General features: G+C 60.0%; 24 protein-coding genes and 1 pseudogene. 13 read left to right on the top strand and 12 right to left on the bottom strand.

The features are described from left to right. The first annotated feature begins 124 nt into the window (after positions 1-124). Positions 125-571, top strand: a complete 447-nt coding sequence (locus V6093_RS07595; protein ID WP_003256207.1) for a hypothetical protein — start codon at positions 125-127, stop codon at positions 569-571. 658 nt (positions 572-1,229) lie between these two features. Here V6093_RS07595 and pbpG read toward each other — a convergent pair. Both pbpG and V6093_RS07585 read right to left on the bottom strand, forming a co-directional pair. Beyond that, complete coding sequence (gene pbpG / locus V6093_RS07590) at positions 1,230-2,156, bottom strand: D-alanyl-D-alanine endopeptidase (protein WP_012051929.1); 927 nt, start codon at positions 2,154-2,156, stop codon at positions 1,230-1,232. A 193-nt stretch (positions 2,157-2,349) separates the two neighbouring features. After that, positions 2,350-2,664, bottom strand: a complete 315-nt coding sequence (locus V6093_RS07585; protein WP_230623058.1) for a hypothetical protein — start codon at positions 2,662-2,664, stop codon at positions 2,350-2,352. 17 nt (positions 2,665-2,681) lie between these two features. Here V6093_RS07585 and V6093_RS07580 point away from each other — a divergent pair. Next, positions 2,682-2,837 (top strand): annotated as a pseudogene (locus V6093_RS07580) (DNA polymerase V subunit UmuC); the annotation flags it as partial. A gap of 107 nt (positions 2,838-2,944) precedes the next feature. On the opposite strand, the gene V6093_RS07575 reads toward V6093_RS07580, so the two are convergent. Next, complete coding sequence (locus V6093_RS07575; protein ID WP_080756727.1) at positions 2,945-3,514, bottom strand: DJ-1/PfpI family protein; 570 nt, start codon at positions 3,512-3,514, stop codon at positions 2,945-2,947. Positions 3,515-3,529: 15 nt separating this feature from the next. On the opposite strand from V6093_RS07575, the gene V6093_RS07570 reads away from it, so the two are divergent. Beyond that, positions 3,530-3,685, top strand: a complete 156-nt coding sequence (locus tag V6093_RS07570) for a hypothetical protein (protein WP_190295163.1) — start codon at positions 3,530-3,532, stop codon at positions 3,683-3,685. 233 nt (positions 3,686-3,918) lie between these two features. On the opposite strand, the gene V6093_RS07565 is transcribed toward V6093_RS07570, so the two are convergent. After that, a complete protein-coding gene (locus V6093_RS07565) occupies positions 3,919-5,085 on the bottom strand; it encodes a PLP-dependent aminotransferase family protein (RefSeq protein ID WP_265977808.1) in 1,167 nt (388 codons plus the stop codon). Positions 5,086-5,165: 80 nt separating this feature from the next. On the opposite strand from V6093_RS07565, the gene V6093_RS07560 reads away from it, so the two are divergent. Beyond that, positions 5,166-5,609, top strand: coding sequence for a MarR family winged helix-turn-helix transcriptional regulator (locus V6093_RS07560; protein ID WP_012051939.1), 444 nt, complete (start codon positions 5,166-5,168; stop codon positions 5,607-5,609). Between the two features lie 860 nt (positions 5,610-6,469). On the opposite strand, the gene V6093_RS07555 is transcribed toward V6093_RS07560, so the two are convergent. Beyond that, complete coding sequence (locus tag V6093_RS07555; RefSeq protein WP_003256199.1) at positions 6,470-7,144, bottom strand: polysaccharide lyase family 7 protein; 675 nt, start codon at positions 7,142-7,144, stop codon at positions 6,470-6,472. Between the two features lie 234 nt (positions 7,145-7,378). Here V6093_RS07555 and V6093_RS07550 point away from each other — a divergent pair, with 234 nt between their 5' ends. After that, positions 7,379-7,702 carry a DUF1654 domain-containing protein gene (locus V6093_RS07550; protein ID WP_033726573.1) on the top strand — a complete coding sequence of 108 codons (324 nt, stop codon included), beginning with the start codon at positions 7,379-7,381 and terminating at the stop codon, positions 7,700-7,702. A 38-nt stretch (positions 7,703-7,740) separates the two neighbouring features. Here V6093_RS07550 and V6093_RS07545 read toward each other — a convergent pair whose 3' ends face one another. Then, positions 7,741-8,565 (bottom strand): S24 family peptidase, encoded by an 825-nt coding sequence (locus V6093_RS07545; RefSeq protein WP_108079246.1) that lies wholly within the window; start codon positions 8,563-8,565, stop codon positions 7,741-7,743. A gap of 164 nt (positions 8,566-8,729) precedes the next feature. On the opposite strand from V6093_RS07545, the gene V6093_RS07540 reads away from it, so the two are divergent. Further along, the gene (locus tag V6093_RS07540; RefSeq protein WP_108079247.1) at positions 8,730-9,068 is read left to right on the top strand and encodes a chemotaxis protein; all 339 of its coding nucleotides are present in this window, start codon (positions 8,730-8,732) and stop codon (positions 9,066-9,068) included. A 68-nt stretch (positions 9,069-9,136) separates the two neighbouring features. Here the strand turns inward: V6093_RS07540 and V6093_RS07535 are convergent, their stop codons facing one another. Both V6093_RS07535 and V6093_RS07530 read right to left on the bottom strand, forming a co-directional pair. After that, on the bottom strand, positions 9,137-9,319 hold the full coding sequence (locus V6093_RS07535; protein WP_010954600.1) for a hypothetical protein: 183 nt from the start codon (positions 9,317-9,319) through the stop codon (positions 9,137-9,139). A gap of 94 nt (positions 9,320-9,413) precedes the next feature. Further along, positions 9,414-9,767, bottom strand: a complete 354-nt coding sequence (locus tag V6093_RS07530; protein ID WP_003256193.1) for a hypothetical protein — start codon at positions 9,765-9,767, stop codon at positions 9,414-9,416. Positions 9,768-9,928: 161 nt separating this feature from the next. Between V6093_RS07530 and V6093_RS07525 the strand changes: the two genes are divergently transcribed. Next, a complete protein-coding gene (locus V6093_RS07525; RefSeq protein ID WP_341782891.1) occupies positions 9,929-10,750 on the top strand; it encodes a shikimate 5-dehydrogenase in 822 nt (273 codons plus the stop codon). A gap of 56 nt (positions 10,751-10,806) precedes the next feature. On the opposite strand, the gene V6093_RS07520 is transcribed toward V6093_RS07525, so the two are convergent. The 3 genes from V6093_RS07520 to V6093_RS07510 form a co-directional block, all read right to left on the bottom strand. Next, on the bottom strand, positions 10,807-11,049 hold the full coding sequence (locus V6093_RS07520; RefSeq protein ID WP_003256190.1) for a hypothetical protein: 243 nt from the start codon (positions 11,047-11,049) through the stop codon (positions 10,807-10,809). Positions 11,050-11,146: 97 nt separating this feature from the next. Further along, positions 11,147-11,674, bottom strand: coding sequence for a lactoylglutathione lyase (gloA, locus tag V6093_RS07515; protein ID WP_014861144.1), 528 nt, complete (start codon positions 11,672-11,674; stop codon positions 11,147-11,149). 224 nt (positions 11,675-11,898) lie between these two features. Beyond that, positions 11,899-12,258: a histone-like nucleoid-structuring protein, MvaT/MvaU family gene (locus V6093_RS07510; RefSeq protein WP_010954596.1), complete on the bottom strand. Its 360-nt coding sequence runs from the start codon at positions 12,256-12,258 to the stop codon at positions 11,899-11,901. A gap of 360 nt (positions 12,259-12,618) precedes the next feature. Here V6093_RS07510 and V6093_RS07505 point away from each other — a divergent pair, with 360 nt between their 5' ends. Then, complete coding sequence (locus tag V6093_RS07505; RefSeq protein WP_341782890.1) at positions 12,619-13,908, top strand: OprD family porin; 1,290 nt, start codon at positions 12,619-12,621, stop codon at positions 13,906-13,908. A 67-nt stretch (positions 13,909-13,975) separates the two neighbouring features. Further along, a complete protein-coding gene (gene cobF, locus V6093_RS07500) occupies positions 13,976-14,725 on the top strand; it encodes a precorrin-6A synthase (deacetylating) (protein WP_047603090.1) in 750 nt (249 codons plus the stop codon). A gap of 69 nt (positions 14,726-14,794) precedes the next feature. On the opposite strand, the gene V6093_RS07495 is transcribed toward cobF, so the two are convergent. Beyond that, positions 14,795-15,145, bottom strand: coding sequence for a response regulator (locus V6093_RS07495; protein WP_003256181.1), 351 nt, complete (start codon positions 15,143-15,145; stop codon positions 14,795-14,797). A 248-nt stretch (positions 15,146-15,393) separates the two neighbouring features. Between V6093_RS07495 and V6093_RS07490 the strand changes: the two genes are divergently transcribed. From V6093_RS07490 to V6093_RS07475, 4 genes are read left to right on the top strand one after another with little or no spacing between them, the layout of a single operon-like run. Next, complete coding sequence (locus V6093_RS07490) at positions 15,394-18,861, top strand: response regulator (protein ID WP_108079249.1); 3,468 nt, start codon at positions 15,394-15,396, stop codon at positions 18,859-18,861. After that, on the top strand, positions 18,858-19,679 hold the full coding sequence (locus V6093_RS07485; protein WP_010954591.1) for a protein-glutamate O-methyltransferase CheR: 822 nt from the start codon (positions 18,858-18,860) through the stop codon (positions 19,677-19,679). Before V6093_RS07490 ends, V6093_RS07485 begins: the two co-directional genes overlap by 4 nt. Next, a complete protein-coding gene (locus V6093_RS07480) occupies positions 19,676-20,251 on the top strand; it encodes a chemotaxis protein CheB (protein ID WP_019751057.1) in 576 nt (191 codons plus the stop codon). The genes V6093_RS07485 and V6093_RS07480 overlap by 4 nt, the downstream gene beginning before the upstream one ends. Further along, positions 20,245-21,471, top strand: a complete 1,227-nt coding sequence (locus V6093_RS07475) for a hybrid sensor histidine kinase/response regulator (protein ID WP_003256177.1) — start codon at positions 20,245-20,247, stop codon at positions 21,469-21,471. Before V6093_RS07480 ends, V6093_RS07475 begins: the two co-directional genes overlap by 7 nt. Positions 21,472-21,505 lie beyond the last annotated feature (34 nt).

Below are 21,505 nucleotides of genomic sequence, written 5' to 3'. Positions count from 1 at the left end.
TCCTGCGCAAGTACATGAGTTGGAACGAGCCAGCCGAGGGGGAATTTAAGCGGGCTAAAGAACAGCGTGAGGCGGCCGATGTGTTGGTTACGGCAAGGACCAATTTTTCAGGCAGGGAATCAACATGAGCGGTATCACGGCAAGCAACCTGATGATCAATGGTGTTTCAGCGCAGACGCTGAGCGCGAACGCAGCAACCGAGCGTGAGCAGGCGAAGCAGGCCGGTGAGGCGGTGGGGCCCTTGAGCATCAGCAGTGACAGCATGAAGGTGTCGGCGGGTAGCCCGGCGCAATCCACCGACACAGAAGGCAGTGGCGAGTCGGAGGCTGTGAGCGAGCTGCGTCAATTGATCAAGGATCTGCAGAAGCAATTGGCAGAGGAACAGAAACAGTTGGCTGCATTGCAGAACAGCAAGATGGACGAGGCTGCGAAAGCAGCAGCGGTTGGTGCCAAGCAGGCGAGTATTGCTACCCTCAATGGGCAGATCATGGCGGCCACGGCGCAGTTGCTGGAACTGTTGCAGCAAGAGGGCGGCAGCAGTGCGGGCGGGATGGTCAGCGCTACGGCCTGACTGGACATGCACAGGCCGCTGTAGGAGCGGGTTTACCCGCGAATGGGCCGGCCCTGCTGGCCAATTTCCACCCGCCGTTCACCGTCGCCGCCTCTACCGTATTCGCGGGTAAACCCGCTCCTACACATGCACAGGCCGCTGTAGGAGCGGGTTTACCCGCGAATGGGCCGGCCCTGCTGGCCAGTTTCCACCTGCCGTTCACCGTCGCCGCCGCTACCGTATTCGCGGGTAAACCCGCTCCTACACATGCACAGGCCGCTGTAGGAGCGGGTTTACCCGCGAATGGGCCGACCCTGCTGGCCAGTTTCCACCTGCCGTTCACCGTCGCCGCCGCTACCGTATTCGCGGGTAAACCCGCTCCTACACCTATCGAGGGTGGACATACATTGGTGATTGGGCGCAGGCCGTCGTGTAGGAGCGGGTTTACCCGCGAAAGGGCCGGGCCTGCTGGCCAATTTCCACCCGCCGTTCACCGTTGCCGCCGCGACCGTATTCGCGGGTAAACCCGCTCCTACACCTATCGAGGGTGGACACACATTGGTGATTGGGCGCAGGCCGTCGTGTAGGCGCGGGTTTACCCGCGAACACGGGCGAAGCCCGTGCTATCCACCGCGTTGTCTGTTTCGCGGACAAGCCCGCACGCGCCAGGAAATGGCGGTCATTCGGCCGCCAACCGCCCCTTGTTCTGCCGGTCGGCCTTGTACTGCATGGCCACTGCCGGTGCCGGTTTGGCGGCACCGGTTTCCAGCCATTGACGCATGCGGCTGGCATCGGCGAAGTGGGTGTACTTGCCGAAGGCATCGAGAATGACCATGGCCACCGGGCGGTTATCCATGCGGGTCAGCAATACCAGGCAGTGCCCGGCCTCGTTGGTGAAGCCGGTCTTGGTCAGCTTGATATCCCAGTTGCTTTTGTTCACCAGGTGGTCGGTGTTACGGAAGCCCAGGGTGTAGTTGGGCTTGCGGAAGGCGACGGTCTTTTCGCGGGTGGTCGACAGCTCACTCAGCATGGGGTACTTGCGCGAGGCCATCAGCAGCTTGGCCAGGTCGCGGGCAGTGGATACGTTCTGCGTCGACAGGCCAGTCGGCTCAACATAGCGGGTGTGGGCCATTCCCAGGCTGCGGGCTTTGGCATTCATTGCCTTGATGAACGCCGGATAGCCGCCGGGGTAGGCGTTGGCCAGGCTGTTGGCCGCACGGTTTTCCGACGACATCAGGGTAATCAGCAGGGTTTCGCGGCGGTCCAGCTGGCTGCCCAGGCGTACGCGCGAGTACACGCCTTTCATCTCCGGGTTGTTGGCAATGGTCATGGTGAGCATTTCATCCATGGGCAACTTGGCATCCAGCACCACCATCGCCGTCATCAGTTTGGTCACCGAAGCGATCGGCACCACGCGGTCGGCATGGCTTGAATACAGCTCCTGGTTGCTGTTCAGGTCGATCAGCAGAGCGCTGCCTGAAGCCAGATGCAGTTTGGAGGGGTCACGTTGAACCTGGGCCGGGGGTTGTGCAGCAGCAGTCGACGGAAGGGTCGCGGTACCTGTGAGCAACAGCAGCAGGCTGAGGATGGACAGGGATGTTTTCACGTTGAGGCTCACTAAAAGTTGGTATGTCGTTGGCTGTGCAAGGGTTTTCCCCCTAAAACCGATGCATTCTGGAGTATGGCTGAATTGCTGTCGAATGCCTTATGCCTAAAGGGCGCAAGGTGAACGATATTTAATCCTGTACCCATTACGTTCTTTTCCAGCTTCGCCAGTTCCGTCCAATCGTTGGCAGAATTCAACCACTTGGCGTAGGTCGAGAGAAGCACCTGCACCGAGCGCCCAAGCTGCCCAGCAATGAACGCTGGATTCGTGGTGACGAGCCAGAAGGCTGGAAGATGAATGGCGACTCCGTCGAGACGCGGCGCTTCTGCTTCGAGCGGTATTGCGCGATCTCTCTGGCCCTTGCCAGTGCGCCAAGAGCCCGGCTGTTCAACATTACGGTGCGGGTGTATTTCGTCTTGGTCCGCTCGACTGCCTGCTTTTCAACCACGATCCGGCAGATGTGAGCCGTCTTTTTCTCGACGTCGACCTCATCCCGGCGCAGCGACATAATCTCGCCCGTGCGCATACCCACCCTGCGACACGCTGCGGATGACCCGATTTGCCTCAGAGGCGGTCGACCGTATCTTCAGGCCCGGTTTTCGGTACAGCAAGGCAGAGGTGCTGCTGATGGACTTGCGGCAACCCGGTGAGTTGGCAGAGGACTTGTTTGCGCTCAAGCAATGAGTGGCTGCATTCGACCTACATCTGCCTTTAAAAAAGGACAGCTAACGGCCAGAAGAGGACCGTCGAAGACATTACCTGATGGGCTGATTTGTGGAACGAGGCGGTCATCCATGTTCCGCTGCTAGCATTGATCTGAACTGAGAAATGAGCGCTGAAGATAATCCGGCTCCTTCGAACACTGCGCAGGTGAAGCTAACGGGTGCAGGGCCTGGAGCAGTTATGATGCGGTCTGCAACCACAGCTACTGCACTGCTTCGATAGCGCGTGCGCCCGTCATAACCTACGGCATTTTTTTGCAGAAATTCAGCGCTGTTCGAGGTATGAGGAACTGTGTCGAGTAGCCCGGCTCTCGCAAGTGCCAGCGTTCCACCACAGATGCCAGCAATTGTCGCTCCACTTGAACGACTAGCATGAAGAAAGTCTCGAATATCCGGAGCTTCTGTACGCTCCCAGACCATTCCTCCAATCACGACAACAACGTCCGGTTTCCAGTCCAGGCATTGTTGCAAGCCACTATCGACAGTTACAGCCAATCCGCCCTGCGAGTGGAGCGGCCCTGTAGTAGGTGCGAAAAACCTGACGTCGATCCCATAAAATGGAGACGCAGTTCCAGCAATGAATGCGTATTCCCAGTCAGCAAAACCCGGTGTCAGTATCAAACCCACGCGTGCCATCAGCCAGATTCCTCCATGAATGCCGATAGCGTACGGCGGCTTCAAACAGACATCAAGGTTCAGCTAGCGGTGCTCATAGGAAGGGAGGATGATGTTCCCGGTCGCGATATTGGATTCAATATCGAAATTAAGAATACTGTGCTGCTGGCACCAGGGCCTTGGGCAATTTGAAATTTGTCAAGTGTCGGCAAGCTTGATTGACTACGATTATGAGGGCGAAAGCGAAGCTGACGCATCTTAGATAACACGCAATTGACTCCAGACCGCCGGGGGCATTTAGTGAGCTCCTCAGACTTTGTCTTCAGTAAGTGACCGCTTTTGGCCGATAACTGTTCTCCACGAAGGACAGCAATGGGTCGAAAGCGGCCTGTCGTGAATCGCAGATTTCGACCCATTAGAGATAGTCAGGCCGCCTGCTGGCTCAGAGCCCGACGCAGGACATCCGACAAACGCTTCAGACCTTCATCCAGCTTGTCGGGAGCAACATGGCTGAAGTTCAGCCTCAGGTGCCCTGGATGTTTGTCAGGCTCTGGGAAGAAGGGCTCTCCTGGCATGAAAGCCACATTGGCCGCCAGTGCCGGCTCGAGCAATGCCCGGGTATCGATGGGGTGCTTGAGCGTCAACCAGAAGAACAACCCTCCCTCTGGCATCTGCCACTCGGCCAGGTCGGCGAAGTGCGTCTCCAATGCCGCCTGGAAAGCGTCTCGACGACCTCGGTAATAGCTGCGTAACTCTTCAAGATGACGGTCAAGCTTTTCTGTCCCCAGCCATTGAAGCACCTGCCATTGGCCAACCCGACTGGTGTGCAGGTCCGCCGACTGTTTGAGCCGCAGCAAGTGCGGGAACAGGTCGGGGCTGGCAATCAGATACCCAATCCGCAAGCCGGGCAGCAAGGTCTTGGACACAGTACCGGTATAAATCCAGCTGGTGGTGCTCAGACGGCTGACAACCGGCATGGCCGCGACGCTGTCGAAGCTCAGCTCTCGATAAGGCTCATCTTCGATCAATGTGACGTTGAACTCATCGAGAAGCGCCGCGACTTCGTCCCTTTTCCTGTCGCTGTAGCGCAGCCCCGACGGGTTCTGGAACGTTGGAATCAGATAGATGAACGCGGGGCGGTTCAGGCTCAGCAGTTCGCGCAGCGACTCCAGGTCCGGGCCATCCCGCTCCATCGGCAGCGAAAGGCAGTGCGCGCCGAAGAACTGGAAGCTTTGCAATGCAGCCAGATAGGTAGGGGCTTCCAGCAGTACCGGCGTTCCTTTGTCGATATACAGTTTTGATGTCAGGTCCAGAGCCTGCTGCGAGCCGCTGAGAATGAGCACTTGGCTAGCCTCGCACGTGATTCCCAAGGCACGGGCTTCCCTGGCCAGCGCCTCACGCAACATCGGCTCACCCTCGCTCATCCCGTACTGGCCCATGCTGGTGGGCATTTCAGCCCAGTCCACAGAGGGCAGCATCTCCTCTGCCGGTAGCCCCCCTGCAAAAGACATCATCCCTGGGCGCTGCGCGGCGGCCAGAATTTCACGAATCAAAGAGCTTTTAAGGCGCGAAACACGTTCAGAAAATGCCATGGATCACCTCTGGCCAAGCGCGAACAATATAGGTCAAACTCCTTTACCTAAAGTAGAGCGCTCGTCGAGAATAAGTCAATATGATTGACCTAAAAAACCAGGAAGCACAGCAGCAGGCCATGGAGGCGTTTTTCTTTGGCTATCAGGCGTTCACCACCAAGGCCGACGAGATGCTTGAGCGCAGGGGCTTGGGCCGTGTGCATCAGAGGATCGTTTTTTTCATAGCCCGGCACCCGCACCTCAGCGTCAAGCAACTGCTGGCTCTGCTCGGCGTGACCAAGCAGGCGCTGAACATACCGCTCCGGCAATTGGCAGAGATGGGCTTAGTGGACAGCGTGGCATCGCATACCGACAAACGGATGCGTTTGCTTCAGTTGACCAAAGAAGGCTCGCGACTTGAGGAAATGCTGCGACGTGAACAAGTAAAGCTGCTTGAACGGGCATTCGGTGAGGCCGGAGCGCCGGCGGTAGAGGGATGGCTGGCTGTCAATGCGGCATTGGGGAAGATACAAAATTCAACGTGAACCCGGATACCCGGAAGAAGGCCTCTGTAGACGCGGTTTCATTAGGAACATGCGTATGCTGAGCAGATTTGATTGTCCGCAATGGGTCGACAGCGGACTGTGGGAGGTGGGTGTAGCTGACGACCCAGGACGGATCTTGGTTGGCTGAACGCCTGGATGGGGGAATAAAGCTGTCTAAAACCGCCCGAAAGCGTCTCGGTTTTATTGGGCCAAAGTCGCTGAAACTGGCTGAACCCTATTAGACAGGCCAGATGCTCAGGCCGCTTGCGGTGCGGTCTGAGGCTAGATTCCCACGCTACTGCTGCATTGCCGGGATGTGCTGGATGGACGTACAGCCGGCGCGTACCAATTTTTGTACCAATAGTGGGATGCAGTTCAGCGAAAGGTCCTGGTATTGAGGTTCTCGCCCGTGTCCGGTGATCTGATATAAAACCTTTCTGGACAGGGTAAGCGCACACTTGATGTAGCTCAGAGCTTCTGAGCATTGAGAGGTGCGTATGACCATAGATAGGGATGGAATTGTTTGTGATCAGCAGGCTATCAGGCCGGCTGAAAACAATGGTCCGCCAGGCAGTCAAGACTCGGAAGGTAAAAGGGAGCAGCCCGAGGATCGCGACGATTCCGCACATAATCGGCCCTTTCGAGGCAGGCAGAGATCAGGCCCGCCGGACCCATCGCGGGCATCCAATGCCGAGCGTTATAGTTATCACAAGCGCCCACTGGAGTAACTTCCAGTACAGTGTGTAAAGGCTGGCGGAAGTACTGTTCAGCCCAGCTGATAGAAGCCCAGCCCCGCGCTGGGCTTTTTGCATTCATGAGACGCCATGAGGGCTTGTGATAGCAGGGCTGGGCATCGACGTTCAGCGATGGATGAGCGAGAGCTCGCTGATGATGCAGATCGAGCCGTCCTCGGCGGGGGTTGCGTCGGTGTAGTCGACCTGGTTGTAGACCCCGCCGTGGAACTCGAACAGGTGCGAAGCCCAGGTACTGTCGAGCTGCAAATCGCCCGACGAGGCGGATACCCCGTTGCATTCGGCCGTCACGGTTACCACGCCTTCAGACGTCGTGTGAATGCTGATGTGGAACGTCGCACCCAGTGGCACCCCCTTCAGGACTGTGGAATTCACCGGGTCGGTCTGGTTGAAGGTGCGTCGAAACCCCAGTGTGATGTTGCCCTTGTTCCAGAACACCTTTACTGGCGGGCCGTCGTCCCCGCGTACGTGCATCTGGGCGATGACCACCTTCTGCGCGGAGTTGACCTTGGTCAGCGTCATGGTCTGGCGATTCCAGTGATCCTGGGCGCTGGCCAGCGTCCAGTCTTGCGTTTCTGTCCATTCGCAGCGTGTCCTGTGGGTGCTTTTGCTCGATGCTCCTTTGGTTGGGGCTGAGAACTGGATCGAGCCATCGCTGAGCACCGTCACGATGCTGGGAAAGCGGGCAATCGCTTCAGCACCGTTTAGCTCCAGAGCAACGGGGTTGGTTGAGGAGACGGCTACCGGCGTGGCGATGGTGAGGTGGCTGATATCTACGGCCATGGGGAACTCCTGGCGAAAAGGTTTGAGTGACAGAGCAGCCGTACAAGCGACGGCTGAATACAAAGTTAGCCTCAAGCTAAATCATGGTCAATAGCTTGCGGCTAAATTAATTTCGCTTCACGGGAAATTACCTGCTGGCGAAATTTTTCCGCAGTGGGGGCTTTACGCAGGATTTGGCAGTGAGATAAGCTTTCGCCGAGCACTGTACGAATATACAGCTATCGGGATGAGAATATGGCTAGCCACATGAAGTCGGAAACCCAACAGCGCCAGGAAATGACCGGAATAGAGCGGCTTAGCCTGCGGGTATCGTCAATGATCAACCACCCGCTCGCACAGACGCAGCGCTGGGTAGTGGTGCACCGTCTGGATACCGACGGTGAAGCGGAATGGGAGGAGGTGATGGGCCAACTGCTGGAAATGCCCGAGTTGCAGCTGACGTTCAATGATGACGCTAGCGTGACGGTGCGATGGGCGCGCAGTAGCGTGGAAGAGCGTGATGATTTTATCGTCGAACGCGACTGCGAGGCGCAGGTCGAGGAGGCTGCACCGTTCTGAGCTTCAGCAAAAGCCCGCCGGTCAGGGCGGGCTTCGGTTTATACAAGGTGGGCATTCCACACCAGCAGGACCCTGGCCTGTATGTAGGTTTCCTCCCGACGAATCATGCGGTCTTTGTGCCGCGAGTTGTCGGAGATCATCTCGAAGTGGTCCTCGTCCGCGATCTGTAGCCGCTTGATGTAGATGTGGTCGCCCCAGGAAAAGAAGTAGATACCATCGCCGACAAATTCGCGGATGCTGACGTCGACGATCAGCGGGTCGCGGTGCCTGATGGTCGGCTCCATCGACTGGCCCCAGCCGGTTACCATCTTCAGGTGATGGTGCTCGCTGAACGCCACGCCCAGTTCGCGCAGGTGGCTGGGGCTGACGCGAACGTCCTTGAACATCTCGGGGTAGTCGTGGGGGATCTGGCCGCCGCCCATGGCTGCCCGCACGTCATAGTGGGCAATCCACACTTCGTCACCGACCAGGCCGGGGCGCAGCGGCTCGGCTTCCAGCAGCGTGGCATCTGCAGGCTCTTGCGCCGCAGCCAGCAGCCTTTGCCGGGTTTCTTCAGCGATACCTTTGCCGCTTCGGGCAAGCATCTGTTTGACCAGGTCGGCTGCAGAGAGCTTGTTGTCACCTGGCTCGACAGCCGCCTGTGCGTGTTCGCCTGGCGACAGCGCGTCGAACCAGCCCCGTGGCAAACCTTCGATGCCCTCGATGCGGCGGGCCACGTCATCGCCCAGGTTTTTCACGGTCTTGTCGGAAAGGATCTGACTCAGGTGTGCAGGCGCCATCCCCCAGCGCTCTGCGCAGGTGCCCTTTCTCTGGCTGCCGATCAGCTTCACCAGGTTGTGCTTGCGAATTTGGTAGATGTCCATGGGGTGAAGCATGCCAGTGTTTAGCTTGCTGCTAAATGTGCGCATGGCTAAATCTGCTCTTGTGGTGTTGTTAGCTGTAGGCTAAATTAAGCGCGCGAACAAGGAAAGCTGACGAGACATTTTTCTCCAGGGCTGATCACATCATCATCTGTAATGAGGTTCACATGGATCCGACCGACCTCGGCCCGGGTACCGTCACTTGGCTGGGCGGTACGGGGACTGTATTGCTGGGTGTGTTTCTGTGGCTGCGTAAATGGTTGTCCAGGGATGCAGTCGACCGTGCGATGGACACCGCAGAAATTGCCGTCATCCGCCACCTGACAGAGCTGCTGGACATCGAACGGGACGCTCGAAGGGAGGCGCAGGCAAAAGCTGATCTGCTCACCAAGGAGCGAAACGAGCTGGTGATGACCGTAGGCCGGCTGCAAGGCAAGGTCATGGTGCTGTCCAGTAAGCTGGGCAGTAGCGGCCAAACCTCAGGTGGCAGCCCGGGCAATCCGTGAAGCACAAAAAAAGCCCGCCATATTGGCGGGCGACAAGGGCGTAGGGAGCAACGCACAACAAATTCGGTTCAGGCAACCAGAGTACCTGGTTGCAACTGTTCGGCCAGTGCCTGGGCTGAGGCGCGGGTCGGCATCGGGCCGCTCACGGCTTCGCCGTTGCGAACCAGGTACCAGCACGCCAGCAGGCCCTGCTCACGCAGTGAGGCGGGAACGGCGCTACCGACAACGGACATGATCTGGATAGTGGCCATGGGGACCTCCTGTGAAACATGGCTCTACCATACGCAGCAGCCGGATATGTTTGAAATCAACTTCCTCGATAGTGATCATTGCTCCTATCAACCATTACCAGCGCGGTGGCCCGTAGTACACCGGTGGCGGCCCATAGTAGGTGCGGTAGCCCGGTGGCGGCGGGGGTGGTGCGTAGTAGGGCTGGTAGTACACCGGCTGTGGTGGCGGTTGTACGTACACCGGCGGCGGCGCGTAATAGACCGGCTGGCGTTCGACATACACTGTGCGGTCATGGCCGCCATAAACCGTCGCCCCAACCACGGCGCCGACCACTGCCGCACCCAGCAGTGGCCCCGGCCCATACCAACCACCGTGCCCATGGCCGCCATAGCCGCCGTGCGCTGCTGCAGGCCCGCTGATGGCCAGGGCGCCGACCAGCAGGACGATTCCGGGAATGAGACGGTTCATAAAACAACCTCGCAGGAAAACCCCACGTCCGGGGCCCTGTTACTATGACTCCGGTCTCTGTCAGCTGAGCACAGGGGAACGGTAAAGGTTGTGTAAGGGGCGACCAGTGGTTGACTCTGTTACGCTGAATAAACGTTTCAGTCATGACTAAGGGGCCTGTTATGCCGACAACTCCAAGCCGGGACACCGTGCTTTGCATCTCTCTGGCCGGTCGTCCCGGCACCTTCGGCGTGCGCTTTCACAACCACCTGTATCAGCAGTTGGGCCTGGACTTCTACTACAAGGCTATGCGCACCGATGACCTGCCGGCGGCAGTGGCAGGGATCCGCGCCTTGGGTATTCGCGGCTGCGGGGTGTCGATGCCGTACAAGGAAGCCTGCATGGCCTTGGTCGACGAAATCGATCCTTCGGCGGCGGCCATCGACTCGGTCAATACCCTTGTCAATTGCAATGGCCACCTCAAGGCGTACAACACCGATTACCTGGCTGTGCGCCAATTGCTGGCTCAGCATCAGGTCGATCCGGGCACGGCCTTTGCCCTGCGAGGCAGCGGTGGCATGGCCAAGGCCGTGGCCAGCGCCTTGCGCGATGCCGGGTTTGCCGAAGGCATCATCGTTGCACGCAACGAGCAGGCCGGGCGTCAGTTGGCGGATGTCTGTGGTTATCGCTGGGTACCTGAGCCAGGCGACCTCTGCCCGCCGATGCTGGTGAACGTGACGCCGATCGGTATGGCAGGCGGGCAGGAGGCAGAAGAGCTGGCGTTTCCCGAGCACGCCATCGCGGCGGCGGAGCGGGTGTTCGATGTGGTGGCAATGCCGGCGCAGACGCCGTTGATTCTCCGGGCTCAGGCGTTGGGCAAGCCGGTGATCACTGGGCTGGAGGTCATTGCGCTGCAGGCGCTGGAACAGTTCGTGTTATACACCGGGGTAAGGCCGACGCAGGCGCAGGTGGATGCGGCGGTGGCATACGCGCGGGCAACCTAGTTACGCCTACCCCCTTCGCAGCATCAGCCGCGAAGGGGGTACAGGCGAAACCCGGATCAGAACACCTCGTGCCCGTTATCCAGCTGTTTGTCGACCAGTGCCCGGCCATGGGCCAGCGACACACGCTGCGCATTCTCAAGGTCGGAGAAGAACTGCATGGGCATCGACATGCGCTTGCTGGTGTGCCCGTCAGGTGCCGTGATCAGGCAGCCGGCGGCATAGGGCAGGGGGGAGTCGGGATGGGGCATCACGCTGGCAGTGATGGTGTGCTCGCGGTATTCACAGTGAAGAGATTGCATCGTCCTTACCTCGCTGTGGCATGTGAAGCAGTTACCTTCATATACCACAGCAAGAGGCCGGGAGTTCCCGGCCCGACGAGCGCGCCGCGACGAACGCTTAGCCTTCGAGCTCGGTTGGCTGGATCACTTCGACCCAATAACCGTCCGGGTCCTTGACGAAGGCCAGGTGGTTCATGCGGCCGTCCTGCAGGCGTTTCTGGAACGGTACTTCCAGTTCCTCGAAGCGCGCGCAAGCGGCGCGTACGTCGGGTACCGAAATGCAGATGTGGCCAAAGCCGCGCGGGTCGGTGTTGCCATTGTGGTAGGCGAAATCGGCATCGTTTTCGGTGCCATGGTTGTGGGTCAGCTCCAGCACGCCAGGGATCGCCTTCATCCACTGGTGGCGGGCGGTGTCATCAGCGGGGATCTGGGCAGGGTCGACCAGGGCCAGGAAGTACAGGCTGAAAGCGGCTTCAGGGAAGTCACGCTTGTCCACCAGGCGGAAGCCCAGCACGCGGGTGTAGAAGTCCAGCGACTTCTCGATGTCCTTGACCCGCAGCATGGTGTGGTTGAAGACGAACTGGGCGGTGGCGGCGTCAGGTTGCGCGGTGACGCCAGGCAGGGTTTGCAGATCGTGCAGGCTCATGGGAACTCCTGAGACGGGGCCGGGCACAGGGCGCCGGCAAAACAGACAGGCTGGCCATGATACGGCAGTGCGCCGATTGCGCAAATGAAAGCGCCCTGCAAAGGCAGGGCGCTGAAATTAGAGGCCCGCATGTGCGGGCGCGTGATGGGGTCGCTAGTCCTTTAGCTGTTTCGATACTGAGCCAGTCCTTGTGAAAAAAGTGTGAAGCCTATGTGGGCATTTCATCAGCGTACCCAGCTTTCTACCGTGGCGGCCCCATACTGTTCTTTCCAGGCCTTGAGGCCACGGTGGTTGCCGCCTTTGGTCTCGATGCGTTCGCCGGTGTGCGGGTTCTGATAGACCTTGACCACCCGCGGGCGGCGTTGTTGCTTGGGGGGTGTGCTGGAAGCGCGGGCCACAGCCTTCGGGTCGAGGATGGCGATGATATCGCGCAGGCTCTTGTCATAGCTTTTCATCAGGCCGACTAGTTTCTGCTCGAATTCGATTTCGCGTTTGAGGCCGGCATCCTTTTTCAACGCTTCCAGTTGCGCCATCTGTTCCTGGAGCGCTTTTTCGGCAGCACGAAACTCTGCAAGTCTGGACACTGTAATCACTCCTGTACGTCGGTCGTGGCAGGGCGTGACGAACATTGAAGACGCGTAAAAACGCCGGCCACGCAGTTGGGTTTCACTGTTCGCTGATATCGAGTGTAGTCATTCATGTCTACTGGGTAAACTGCTAACTTTTTGCAAGTAAGCCGGGAACTTTCCTAGTTTTGCGTGCGCTATTTTGCGGTTTTTCTGCGGTTGCGCGACAGGGGGGCTAGACCATGGTCCAATGGCCCGCGCCAGAGCCTTTGCGCGATCATTTCAGATGATGGCCGACTCATGTTCGACCTGCCGCAGTGCCGTGGCCAACCCGTGCCACAGGTTGTTAACTCGTCTTCACTCTGGATGTTTCCTCGCATGTTTTCCCCTTTCCCCCTCGCCCCCGGGCGCCGTGTTACCGGCCTGTTTCTATTGTGTGCCGGTGTCAACGCCCAGGCTGCCGGGTTTCTTGAAGACGCCAGTGCCAAGATCGAAGCACGCAATGTCTATTTCAACCGCGACTTCCGGGACGGTTACAGCAGTTCCAGCCAGGGCGCATCCAAGCGCGAAGAGTGGGCACAAGGCTTTATCCTCAATGTGCAATCGGGTTATACGCAAGGCCCGGTAGGTGTTGGTGTGGATGCGCTGGGCATGTTCGGCTTCAAACTGGATTCCAGCCCGGCCGACAGCAACAGTGGATTGCTGCCCTCGTCTGGCCACGACCCCCGGCACTCGGCCGACCAGTATGCGAAGATGGGCCTGGCGGCCAAGGTCAAGGTGTCCAATACCGTGCTCAAGTACGGTTCGATGATGCCGGATGTGCCGTTGCTCAAGTACAACGATGGCCGTCTGCTGCCGACCCTGTTCCATGGGGCCATGCTCACCTCTGAAGAACTGCACGACCTGAAGTTCACCCTGGCTCGCCTGGACAACTACACCGCTCGGGATTCCACCGATCGGCAGGACATCCGCGTGCACTGCAAAAACAAGCGTTATGCCTGCGATACCGAAGCCGACCACTTCGACCTGGCCGGTGTCGACTACCGTTTCAACGAGCGTTTCAGCGCGCAGTACCAAGTGGCCAAGCTGGAGAATATCTACCGCCAGCACTTCCTCGGCCTGGTGGCCAGTCAGCCGCTGCCGGTGGGCAGCCTGTCGGCTGACATGCGCCTGATCAAGAGTGATGACATCGGCAATGCCCGTGCGGGCGAAATCGACCATCGCGCCTTCAGCGGCATGCTTGGCTACAGCCTCGGTGGCCACAAGCTCAGCGCCGGCTGGCAGCGCATGTATGGCAACAGTGCCATGCCGTACCTGGATGGCAGCAACCCGTACTTGGTCAACTACGCCCAGGTCAATGATTTCGCCGCTGCACAGGAGCGCTCCTGGCAAGTGCGCTATGACTACGACTTCAAGGCGTTGGGTGTACCCGGCCTGACCTTCTTCACCCGTTATATCAACGGCGACAATATCAAGGTGCCGGGCAGCGGTGCCGAAGGCAAGGAGTGGGAACGCGACACCGAGTTCAAATACCAGGTGCAAAGTGGCTCTTTCAAGGATGTCAGCGTACGCCTGCGTAATTCCACTTACCGCAGCAACTATGAACAGTGGGCGCGTGACATGGATGAGACGCGGGTCATTGTCAGCTACAACTTCTCGATCTTCTAAGCGGCTGCTTTGCCAAATACCGGTAGCCGCCTGACAATGGTGGCGGGTTCCCGCAAAGGGCAGGGCAATGAAAGACCTGTTGTTGATCGGCATCGGCGCGGGTGACCCGCGCCAGGTCACCTATGAAGCAGTCGATGCGCTGCGTAGCGCTAGCGTGTTCTTCGTGCTCGACAAGGGCGAGGACAAAGATGAACTGGTACGCCTGCGCAAGGCCATTCTGCAGCGCTACCGCCCCGAAGGTGGCTATCGCCTGGTGCCGGTGGTCGACCCTTTGCGCGATGGGCAGGCGGATGACTACCTGGGCGCGGTGCAGCACTGGCACCGGCAGCGTGCTGCGCTGTATGCGCGCCTGATCGAGGAGGAAATTGGCGACGGGGAAACGGGGGCCTTCCTGCTGTGGGGCGAGCCCACCCTGTACGACAGTACCCTGCGCATTCTCGACCTGGTCCGCGAACAGGGCGTGACGTTGCGCTTGCAGGTCATCCCTGGCATCAGCAGTGTGCAGGCGCTGGCGGCGCGGCACCAGGTGCCGCTCAACCGCATCGGCGAGCCCCTGACCGTGCTGCCGGGGCGACGCCTGGCCGGGCAGGGGGCTATCGACAACGTGGTGGTGATGCTCGACGGGCAGTGCGTCTTTGCCGGGCTCGATGACCCGGCGCTGACCATCTATTGGGGCGCGTACCTGGGGACCGAGGATGAAGTGCTGATCGCCGGGCCGTTGCAGGCGGTGAAGGCACGGATACTGGAAGTGCGCGAGCGGGAGCGGGCGCGCAAAGGGTGGATCATGGATACCTATCTGCTGCGCAGAGAGCTGTGAGGTGGGTTGCCTGTGTCGGCCTCTTCGCGGGCAGGCCCGCTCCGGCAAGCGAAACAGGCAACGCCGTGCTCAAGGGTTACCCAGAATGCCCACCACCGTGTCCCGCAACTGATCGATGCTGAACGGCTTGCCGATCAGGTGCATGCCCTCCGGTACCGTGAGGCTGTCGGCGTAGCCGCTGGCGAACAGCACCGGTAATAGCGGCCGCAGTTCGCGCGCTTTGCCCGCCAGCACCTCACCTCGCATGTCCGGCAGCCCCACATCGGTCATCATCAGTGCCAGCGTCTGGCTTGGGTCTTCAAGTACACGCAGGGCGGCTGCGGCGTCTTCTGCCTCGATGACCTTGTAGCCCAACTCGTCGAGCACTTCGACCGTCAGCATACGTACGATGTCGTCGTCTTCGACTACCAGAAGGTGCATGGTTCAAATCCTGTACAAATGAGTGTCTTTAATCTGTGCACCGCGCGGCATCAGAAGTTCCCGAGGATACCGCTCCATGCAAATAGATGGAACGATTGCCGAATGCAACCTTCAAATACTGGCTAAATGCCCTGCCAGACCCGTGAAAGCTGGTTAGACTCGCTTATCAGGACAGCGCAGTGGCAGATAACAATAACGACTGATCGGCCACTCTTTTCAATGGACTTTTCTAGCTCGGGCGTTTTCTCATGATTCAAGCAGCCTCGATGGACCAGCGAAGCTTTCGCAAGCTGTTGAGCCGTAACATCGGCCTCCCCCTGGGGGTTGGCCTGCTCGGGGCCGTGGCCTTCGTCGCGGTGATCAACTACCTGCTTTCGGCCATGCAGTGGGTCGAGCACACCGACCGGGTGATCGGCAACGCCAACGAAACGGTCAAGCTCTCGATCGACATGGAAACGGGCATGCGCGGCTTCCTGATCACGGGCGACGAGCGCTTCCTTGACCCTTACGAGGTGGCCAAGCCACGCATTCTCGGCAGCCTGCAAAGCCTGCGCAGCATGGTCGAGGACAACCCGCAGCAGGTTGACCGTATTGACCGGCTGATGGCCTTGCAGCGGGCCTGGAACGACTTCGGTAACGAGATGATCAGCCTGCGCCGCAGCCAGGGCGATTACCAGGCCTCGATCGGCAATGGCCGGGGCAAGCGCATCACCGATGAAATCCGCAAGGAGTTCGATGACCTGATCATTACCGAACAACAACTGCGCATGGCCCGTACCGAAAAAGTCAGTACCGTCACCTTGACGGCGATTTCGGCTTTCGTGCTGTTCATTGTCGGTCTCAGTGCATTGCTGGCCTACCTGGGCCGTCGTGACCTGCTGGCACTTTCGGCCAACTACGCTGAAAACCTGCAGGCCCAGCAGCGTTCGGCGCAGCGCCTGGAGCACCAGGCCTGGCTACGCAACGGCCAGACCCAGCTGGCGCAGCAGGTGCTCGGGCAGCTGACCTTGCCCATGCTCGGCGAGAACATCCTGCGCTTCTTTGCCTCTTATCTGGGCAGCGTGGTGGGCGCCGTGTACGTGCGCGACGAGCATGGCCGGCTGGTGCGCGTGGCCTGTTATGGCCTGAGTACCGAAGCGCAGGCCCGCGAGCAGATCGAGTCGGATCACCATGGCCTGTTGGCCCAGGCGGTCCGCGAAGGCCGCTTGCTGCGCCTGGAGGAACTGCCCGAAGACTACTACCGCCTCAGTTCCGGCCTGGGCAGTGGCTTGCCGCGCAGTGCATTGCTGATGCCGGCGACCGAAGACGGGCAGATCAACGGGGTGATCGAGCTGGGTTTCCTGCGCCCTTTGCAAGAACGGGATGAAGAGCTGCTGGAGCGGGTCGGCGGCAACCTGGGCATGTCGATCGAGAGCGCCCGTTATCGTCAGCGCCTGCAGGAAGTGCTGGCCGAAACCCAGCAACTCAATGAAGAGCTGCAGGTGCAGCAGGAAGAACTCAAGACTGCCAACGAAGAGCTCGAAGAGCAGTCACGGGTGCTCAAGGAGTCTCAAGCCCATCTGGAAACCCAACAGGCCGAACTCGAGCAGACCAACGAGCAGTTGTCGGAACGCACCGATGCGCTGGACCGCAAGAACGATGAGCTGAGCCAGGCGCAGCTGGAGCTGCAGGCCCGTGCCGACGACCTGCAGCGATCGAGCAAGTACAAGTCCGAATTCCTCGCCAACATGTCCCATGAGCTGCGCACGCCGCTCAACAGCTCGCTGATCCTGGCCAAGTTGTTGGCTGAGAACGGTGAAGGCAACCTCAGTGAGGAGCAGGTCAAGTTCGCCGAATCCATCTACTCGGCCGGTAACGATCTGCTCAACCTTATCAACGACATTCTCGATATCGCCAAGGTCGAGGCCGGCAAGCTCGAAGTACGGCCCGAGACCACCCAGGTCGAGCGCCTGGTCGAAGGCTTGCGCGGCATGTTCCAGCCGCTTGCCGGCCACAAGGGGCTGGCCTTCGAGGTCAAGGTCGAGCCGCAGGTACCGGTCACGCTGTTCACCGACCGTCAGCGCCTGGAGCAGATCCTCAAGAACCTGTTGTCCAACGCCATCAAGTTCACCGAGCGTGGCCAGGTCAGCATGAACGTCAGCTTCCAGGCTGGCAGCGGTATCGTGTTCGCAGTCCGTGACACCGGCATCGGCATTGCGGCCGATCAGCAGCAGGCGATCTTCGGCGCCTTCCACCAGGTCGATGGCACCAGCAATCGCCGTTATGGTGGCACTGGCCTGGGGCTGTCGATCTCCCGTGACCTGGCGCATTTGCTCGGAGGCCAGATCAATGTCGACAGCAGCCCCGGGCAAGGCAGCGTGTTCAGCCTGATTCTGCCGGAGCGCTATGCCGCCGAGGCCGAAGACGTCGAGCCGCAAAGCCTGCGCCCGGCCGTCGATGCGTTGCCGCCTGCACCGCAAGCGCCGTTGGCCGCCGCTGTCATGCGCCCGGCGCCGGCCTTTGCCGACGACCGCGAGCGGGCCCCTTTCGATACCCGTTGCATTCTGGTGATCGAAGACGAGCCCAATTTTGCCCGCATTCTCTTCGACCTGGCCCATGAACTGGGCTATAGCTGCCTGGTGGCCCATGGCGCCGACGAAGGCTTCGAGCTGGCAGCCCAGTACATTCCGGATGCGATCCTGCTGGACATGCGCCTGCCCGACCACTCGGGCCTCACCGTCCTGCAGCGCCTCAAGGAGCAGGCCAGCACCCGCCATATCCCGGTGCACATCATTTCGGTGGAAGACCGCGTCGAGGCGGCCATGCACATGGGGGCGGTGGGGTATGCGGTCAAACCCACCAGCCGCGAGGAGCTCAAGGAGGTGTTCGCTCGCCTGGAAGCCAAGCTTACGCAAAAGCTCAAGCACATCCTGCTGGTGGAAGACGACGACCTGCAGCGCGAGAGCATCGCCCGGCTGATCGGCGACGACGATGTCGAGATCACGGCCGTGGCCATGGCCCAGGATGCACTGGCGCTGTTGCGCCAGAACATCTACGACTGCATGATCATCGACCTCAAGCTGCCAGACATGCTCGGCAACGAGCTGCTCAAGCGCATGACCGCCGAGGATATCCGCGCCTTCCCGCCGGTGATCGTGTATACCGGCCGCAACCTCACCCGCGAGGAAGAAGCTGACCTGCTCAAGTACTCACGCTCGATCATCATCAAGGGCGCACGTTCGCCGGAACGCCTGCTCGACGAAGTGACGCTATTCCTGCACAAGGTCGAATCGCAGCTGTCCAACGAGCGTCAACGCATGCTCAAGACCGCGCGCAGCCGCGACAAGGTGTTCGAGGGTCGCAAGGTGCTGCTGGTGGATGACGATGTGCGTAATATCTTCGCCCTGACCAGTGCCCTGGAGCACAAGGGCGCCATTGTCGAAATCGGCCGCAACGGGCGCGAAGCCATCGAGCGCCTGGAGCAGCACGACGACATCGACCTGGTGCTGATGGACGTGATGATGCCGGAGATGGACGGCTTCGAGGCCACGCGGCTGATCCGTCAGCAACCGCGCTGGCGCAAACTGCCGATCATCGCCGTGACCGCCAAGGCCATGAAGGATGACCAGCAGCGTTGCCTGCAAGCCGGTGCCAATGATTACCTGGCCAAGCCGATCGACCTGGACCGCCTGTTCTCGTTGATCCGTGTCTGGCTGCCGCAACTGGAGCGAATTTGACTAGCGAACGCAACACCGACATCGAGATCCGACTGCTGATCGAGGCGATCTACCTCAAGTACAGCTACGATTTCCGCAATTATTCCGGCGCTTCGATCAAGCGTCGGATCCTCCACGCGCTGCGTCAGTTCGATTGCCTGACGGTGTCTGCGCTGCAGGAGCGTGTGCTGCACGACCCGGGCATGTTCATGCAACTGCTGCAGTACCTGACGATCCCGGTCAGCGAGATGTTCCGTGACCCTGACCACTTCCTTGCCGTGCGCAACGAAGTGGTGCCGCTGCTGCGTACCTGGCCCTCGATCAAGGTCTGGATCGCTGGCTGCAGCACGGGGGAAGAGGTGTATTCCATGGCCATCCTGTTGCGTGAGGAAGGGCTGCTTGAACGCACCATCATCTACGCCACCGACATCAACCCGCATTCGCTGGACAGGGCCAAGCAGGGTATCTACTCGATGCAGAGCATGCGCGAATACGAGGAAAACTACCGCCTGGCCGGTGGCCGCCGTGACTTCGCCGAGTACTACACCGCCGCCTATGGCAACGCCATCATGGACAGCAGCCTGCGCGACAATGTCACCTTCGCCGACCACAGCCTGGCCACCGACAGCGTGTTCTCCGAGACCCAGTTGGTGTCGTGCCGCAATGTGCTGATCTACTTCAACAAGGACCTGCAGGATCGGGCGCTGGGCCTGTTCCATGAGTCGCTCTGCCACCGCGGTTTCCTGGTGCTGGGTAGCAAGGAGTCGGTGGATTTTTCGGCCTACAGCGATCGTTTCGAGCCGCTGGTCAAGCCCCAACGGATCTTCCGTAAATCATGAGCGGCGTACGCGCAGTGGTGATCGGCGCCTCGGCCGGTGGCGTGGCGGCATTGTTCCAGGTGCTCGGCACGTTGCCATCGGCGTTCGCCATACCGGTGCTCTGCGTGCTGCACCTGCCGGACGACCGCCACAGCCAACTGGCTGGCGTGCTGCAGCGGCGGCTGCATCGGCCGGTGTGCGAGGCACGTGACAAGGAGAGGATCAGCGGCGGGCAGATCTATGTGGCAGGGCCGGGTTACCACTTGTCGGTGGAGCGCGACCTGACGCTGTCGCTGAGCCAGGAAGAACCGGTGCATTTCTCGCGCCCAGCGATCGACTTCCTGTTCATCTCGGCGGCCGATGCCTATGGCGACAGCCTGCTGGGTGTGCTGCTTACCGGCGCCAACGAAGACGGCGCCAGGGGCCTTGCCTACATCAAGAACAATGGGGGGCGCACGATTGTCCAGGACCCTCGTGACGCACAGGTTGCCCTGATGCCGGAGGCCGCCCTGGCCCTGCACCAGCCCGACCATATTCTTACTCTGAGCGGTATCGGGCAGTTGCTCGCGACCCTGGAATACAGCGCATGCTAAGCCACACCATCGCCAAACTGCTGATTGTCGACGACTTGCCGGAAAACCTGCTGGCGCTCGATGCCCTGATCCAGGGCGAGGACCGCGAGGTGCACCAGGCACAGTCTGCCGAGGCTGCCTTGTCGTTGCTGCTCGAGCACGAGTTCGCACTGGCCATTCTCGATGTGCAGATGCCGGGCATGAACGGTTTTGAACTGGCCGAGCTGATGCGCGGTACCGACAAGACCAAGCACATCCCGATCGTCTTCGTCAGCGCGGCGGGTCGCGAGATGAATTATGCCTTCAAGGGCTACGAGAGCGGGGCCGTGGACTTTCTGCACAAGCCGCTCGACACCCTGGCGGTGAAAAGCAAGGTCTCGGTGTTCGTCGACCTGTTCCGCCAGCGCAAGGTGCTTGGCCGGCAGCTGGAAGCCCTGGAGCAGAGCCGCCAGGAACAGGAGCTGTTGCTCAGCCAGCTGCAGGTGGCACGGTGTGAGCTGGAGCACGCCGTGCGCATGCGGGACGACTTCATGTCGATCGTCTCCCACGAGGTGCGTACGCCGCTCAATGGCCTGATCCTGGAAACCCAGTTGCGCAAGATGCACCTGGCTCGGGGCAACCTGGACGCGTTCAGTGTCGACAAGCTGCAGGCCATGGTCGAGCGCGACGAACGGCAGATCAACAGCCTGATCCGGTTGGTCGAGGACATGCTCGATGTTTCGCGCATCCGTACCGGTAAACTGTCGCTGCGGCCCAAACTGTTTGACCTGGGCCAACTGGTGCGTGGGCTGGTGGAAAACTTCACGGCGCAGGCCATGGCCCTGGAAACACACATCGAATTGCAGCGTTGCGAAGCGCTGAAGGGGGAGTGGGACGAATTCCGGATTGAACAAGTAGTGGCCAACCTGTTGTCCAATGCAATGCGTTACGGCGAGCGCAATCCGGTGCAGGTGCGGGTGTTCGAGCAGGGCGGCATGGCCTGGGTGCAGGTGCAGGACCACGGCATCGGTATCAGCGCCGTCAACCAGCAGCGGATCTTCCAGCAGTTCGAGCGGGTCTCTGCCCAGCAGGCCAGCGGAGGGTTGGGCCTGGGGTTGTACATCTCCGAGCAGATCGTCCAGGCACACGGTGGCCGGATACAGGTTGAAAGCGAGGAGGGCAAGGGTGCCACATTCACCCTGCAATTGCCGATGGCAATATTCAAAGAACAAAACGACCAGGCGCGGGCAACCTCTGTGTAAGCCTGGGGTCTGATGGCCAACTGTAAGTATTTCA

The sequence above is a fragment of the Pseudomonas putida group bacterium ESBL64 genome (assembly GCF_045277175.1).
Lineage (GTDB): Bacteria > Pseudomonadota > Gammaproteobacteria > Pseudomonadales > Pseudomonadaceae > Aquipseudomonas > Aquipseudomonas alloputida.
This window is presented reverse-complemented; position numbering and strand designations above follow the sequence as displayed.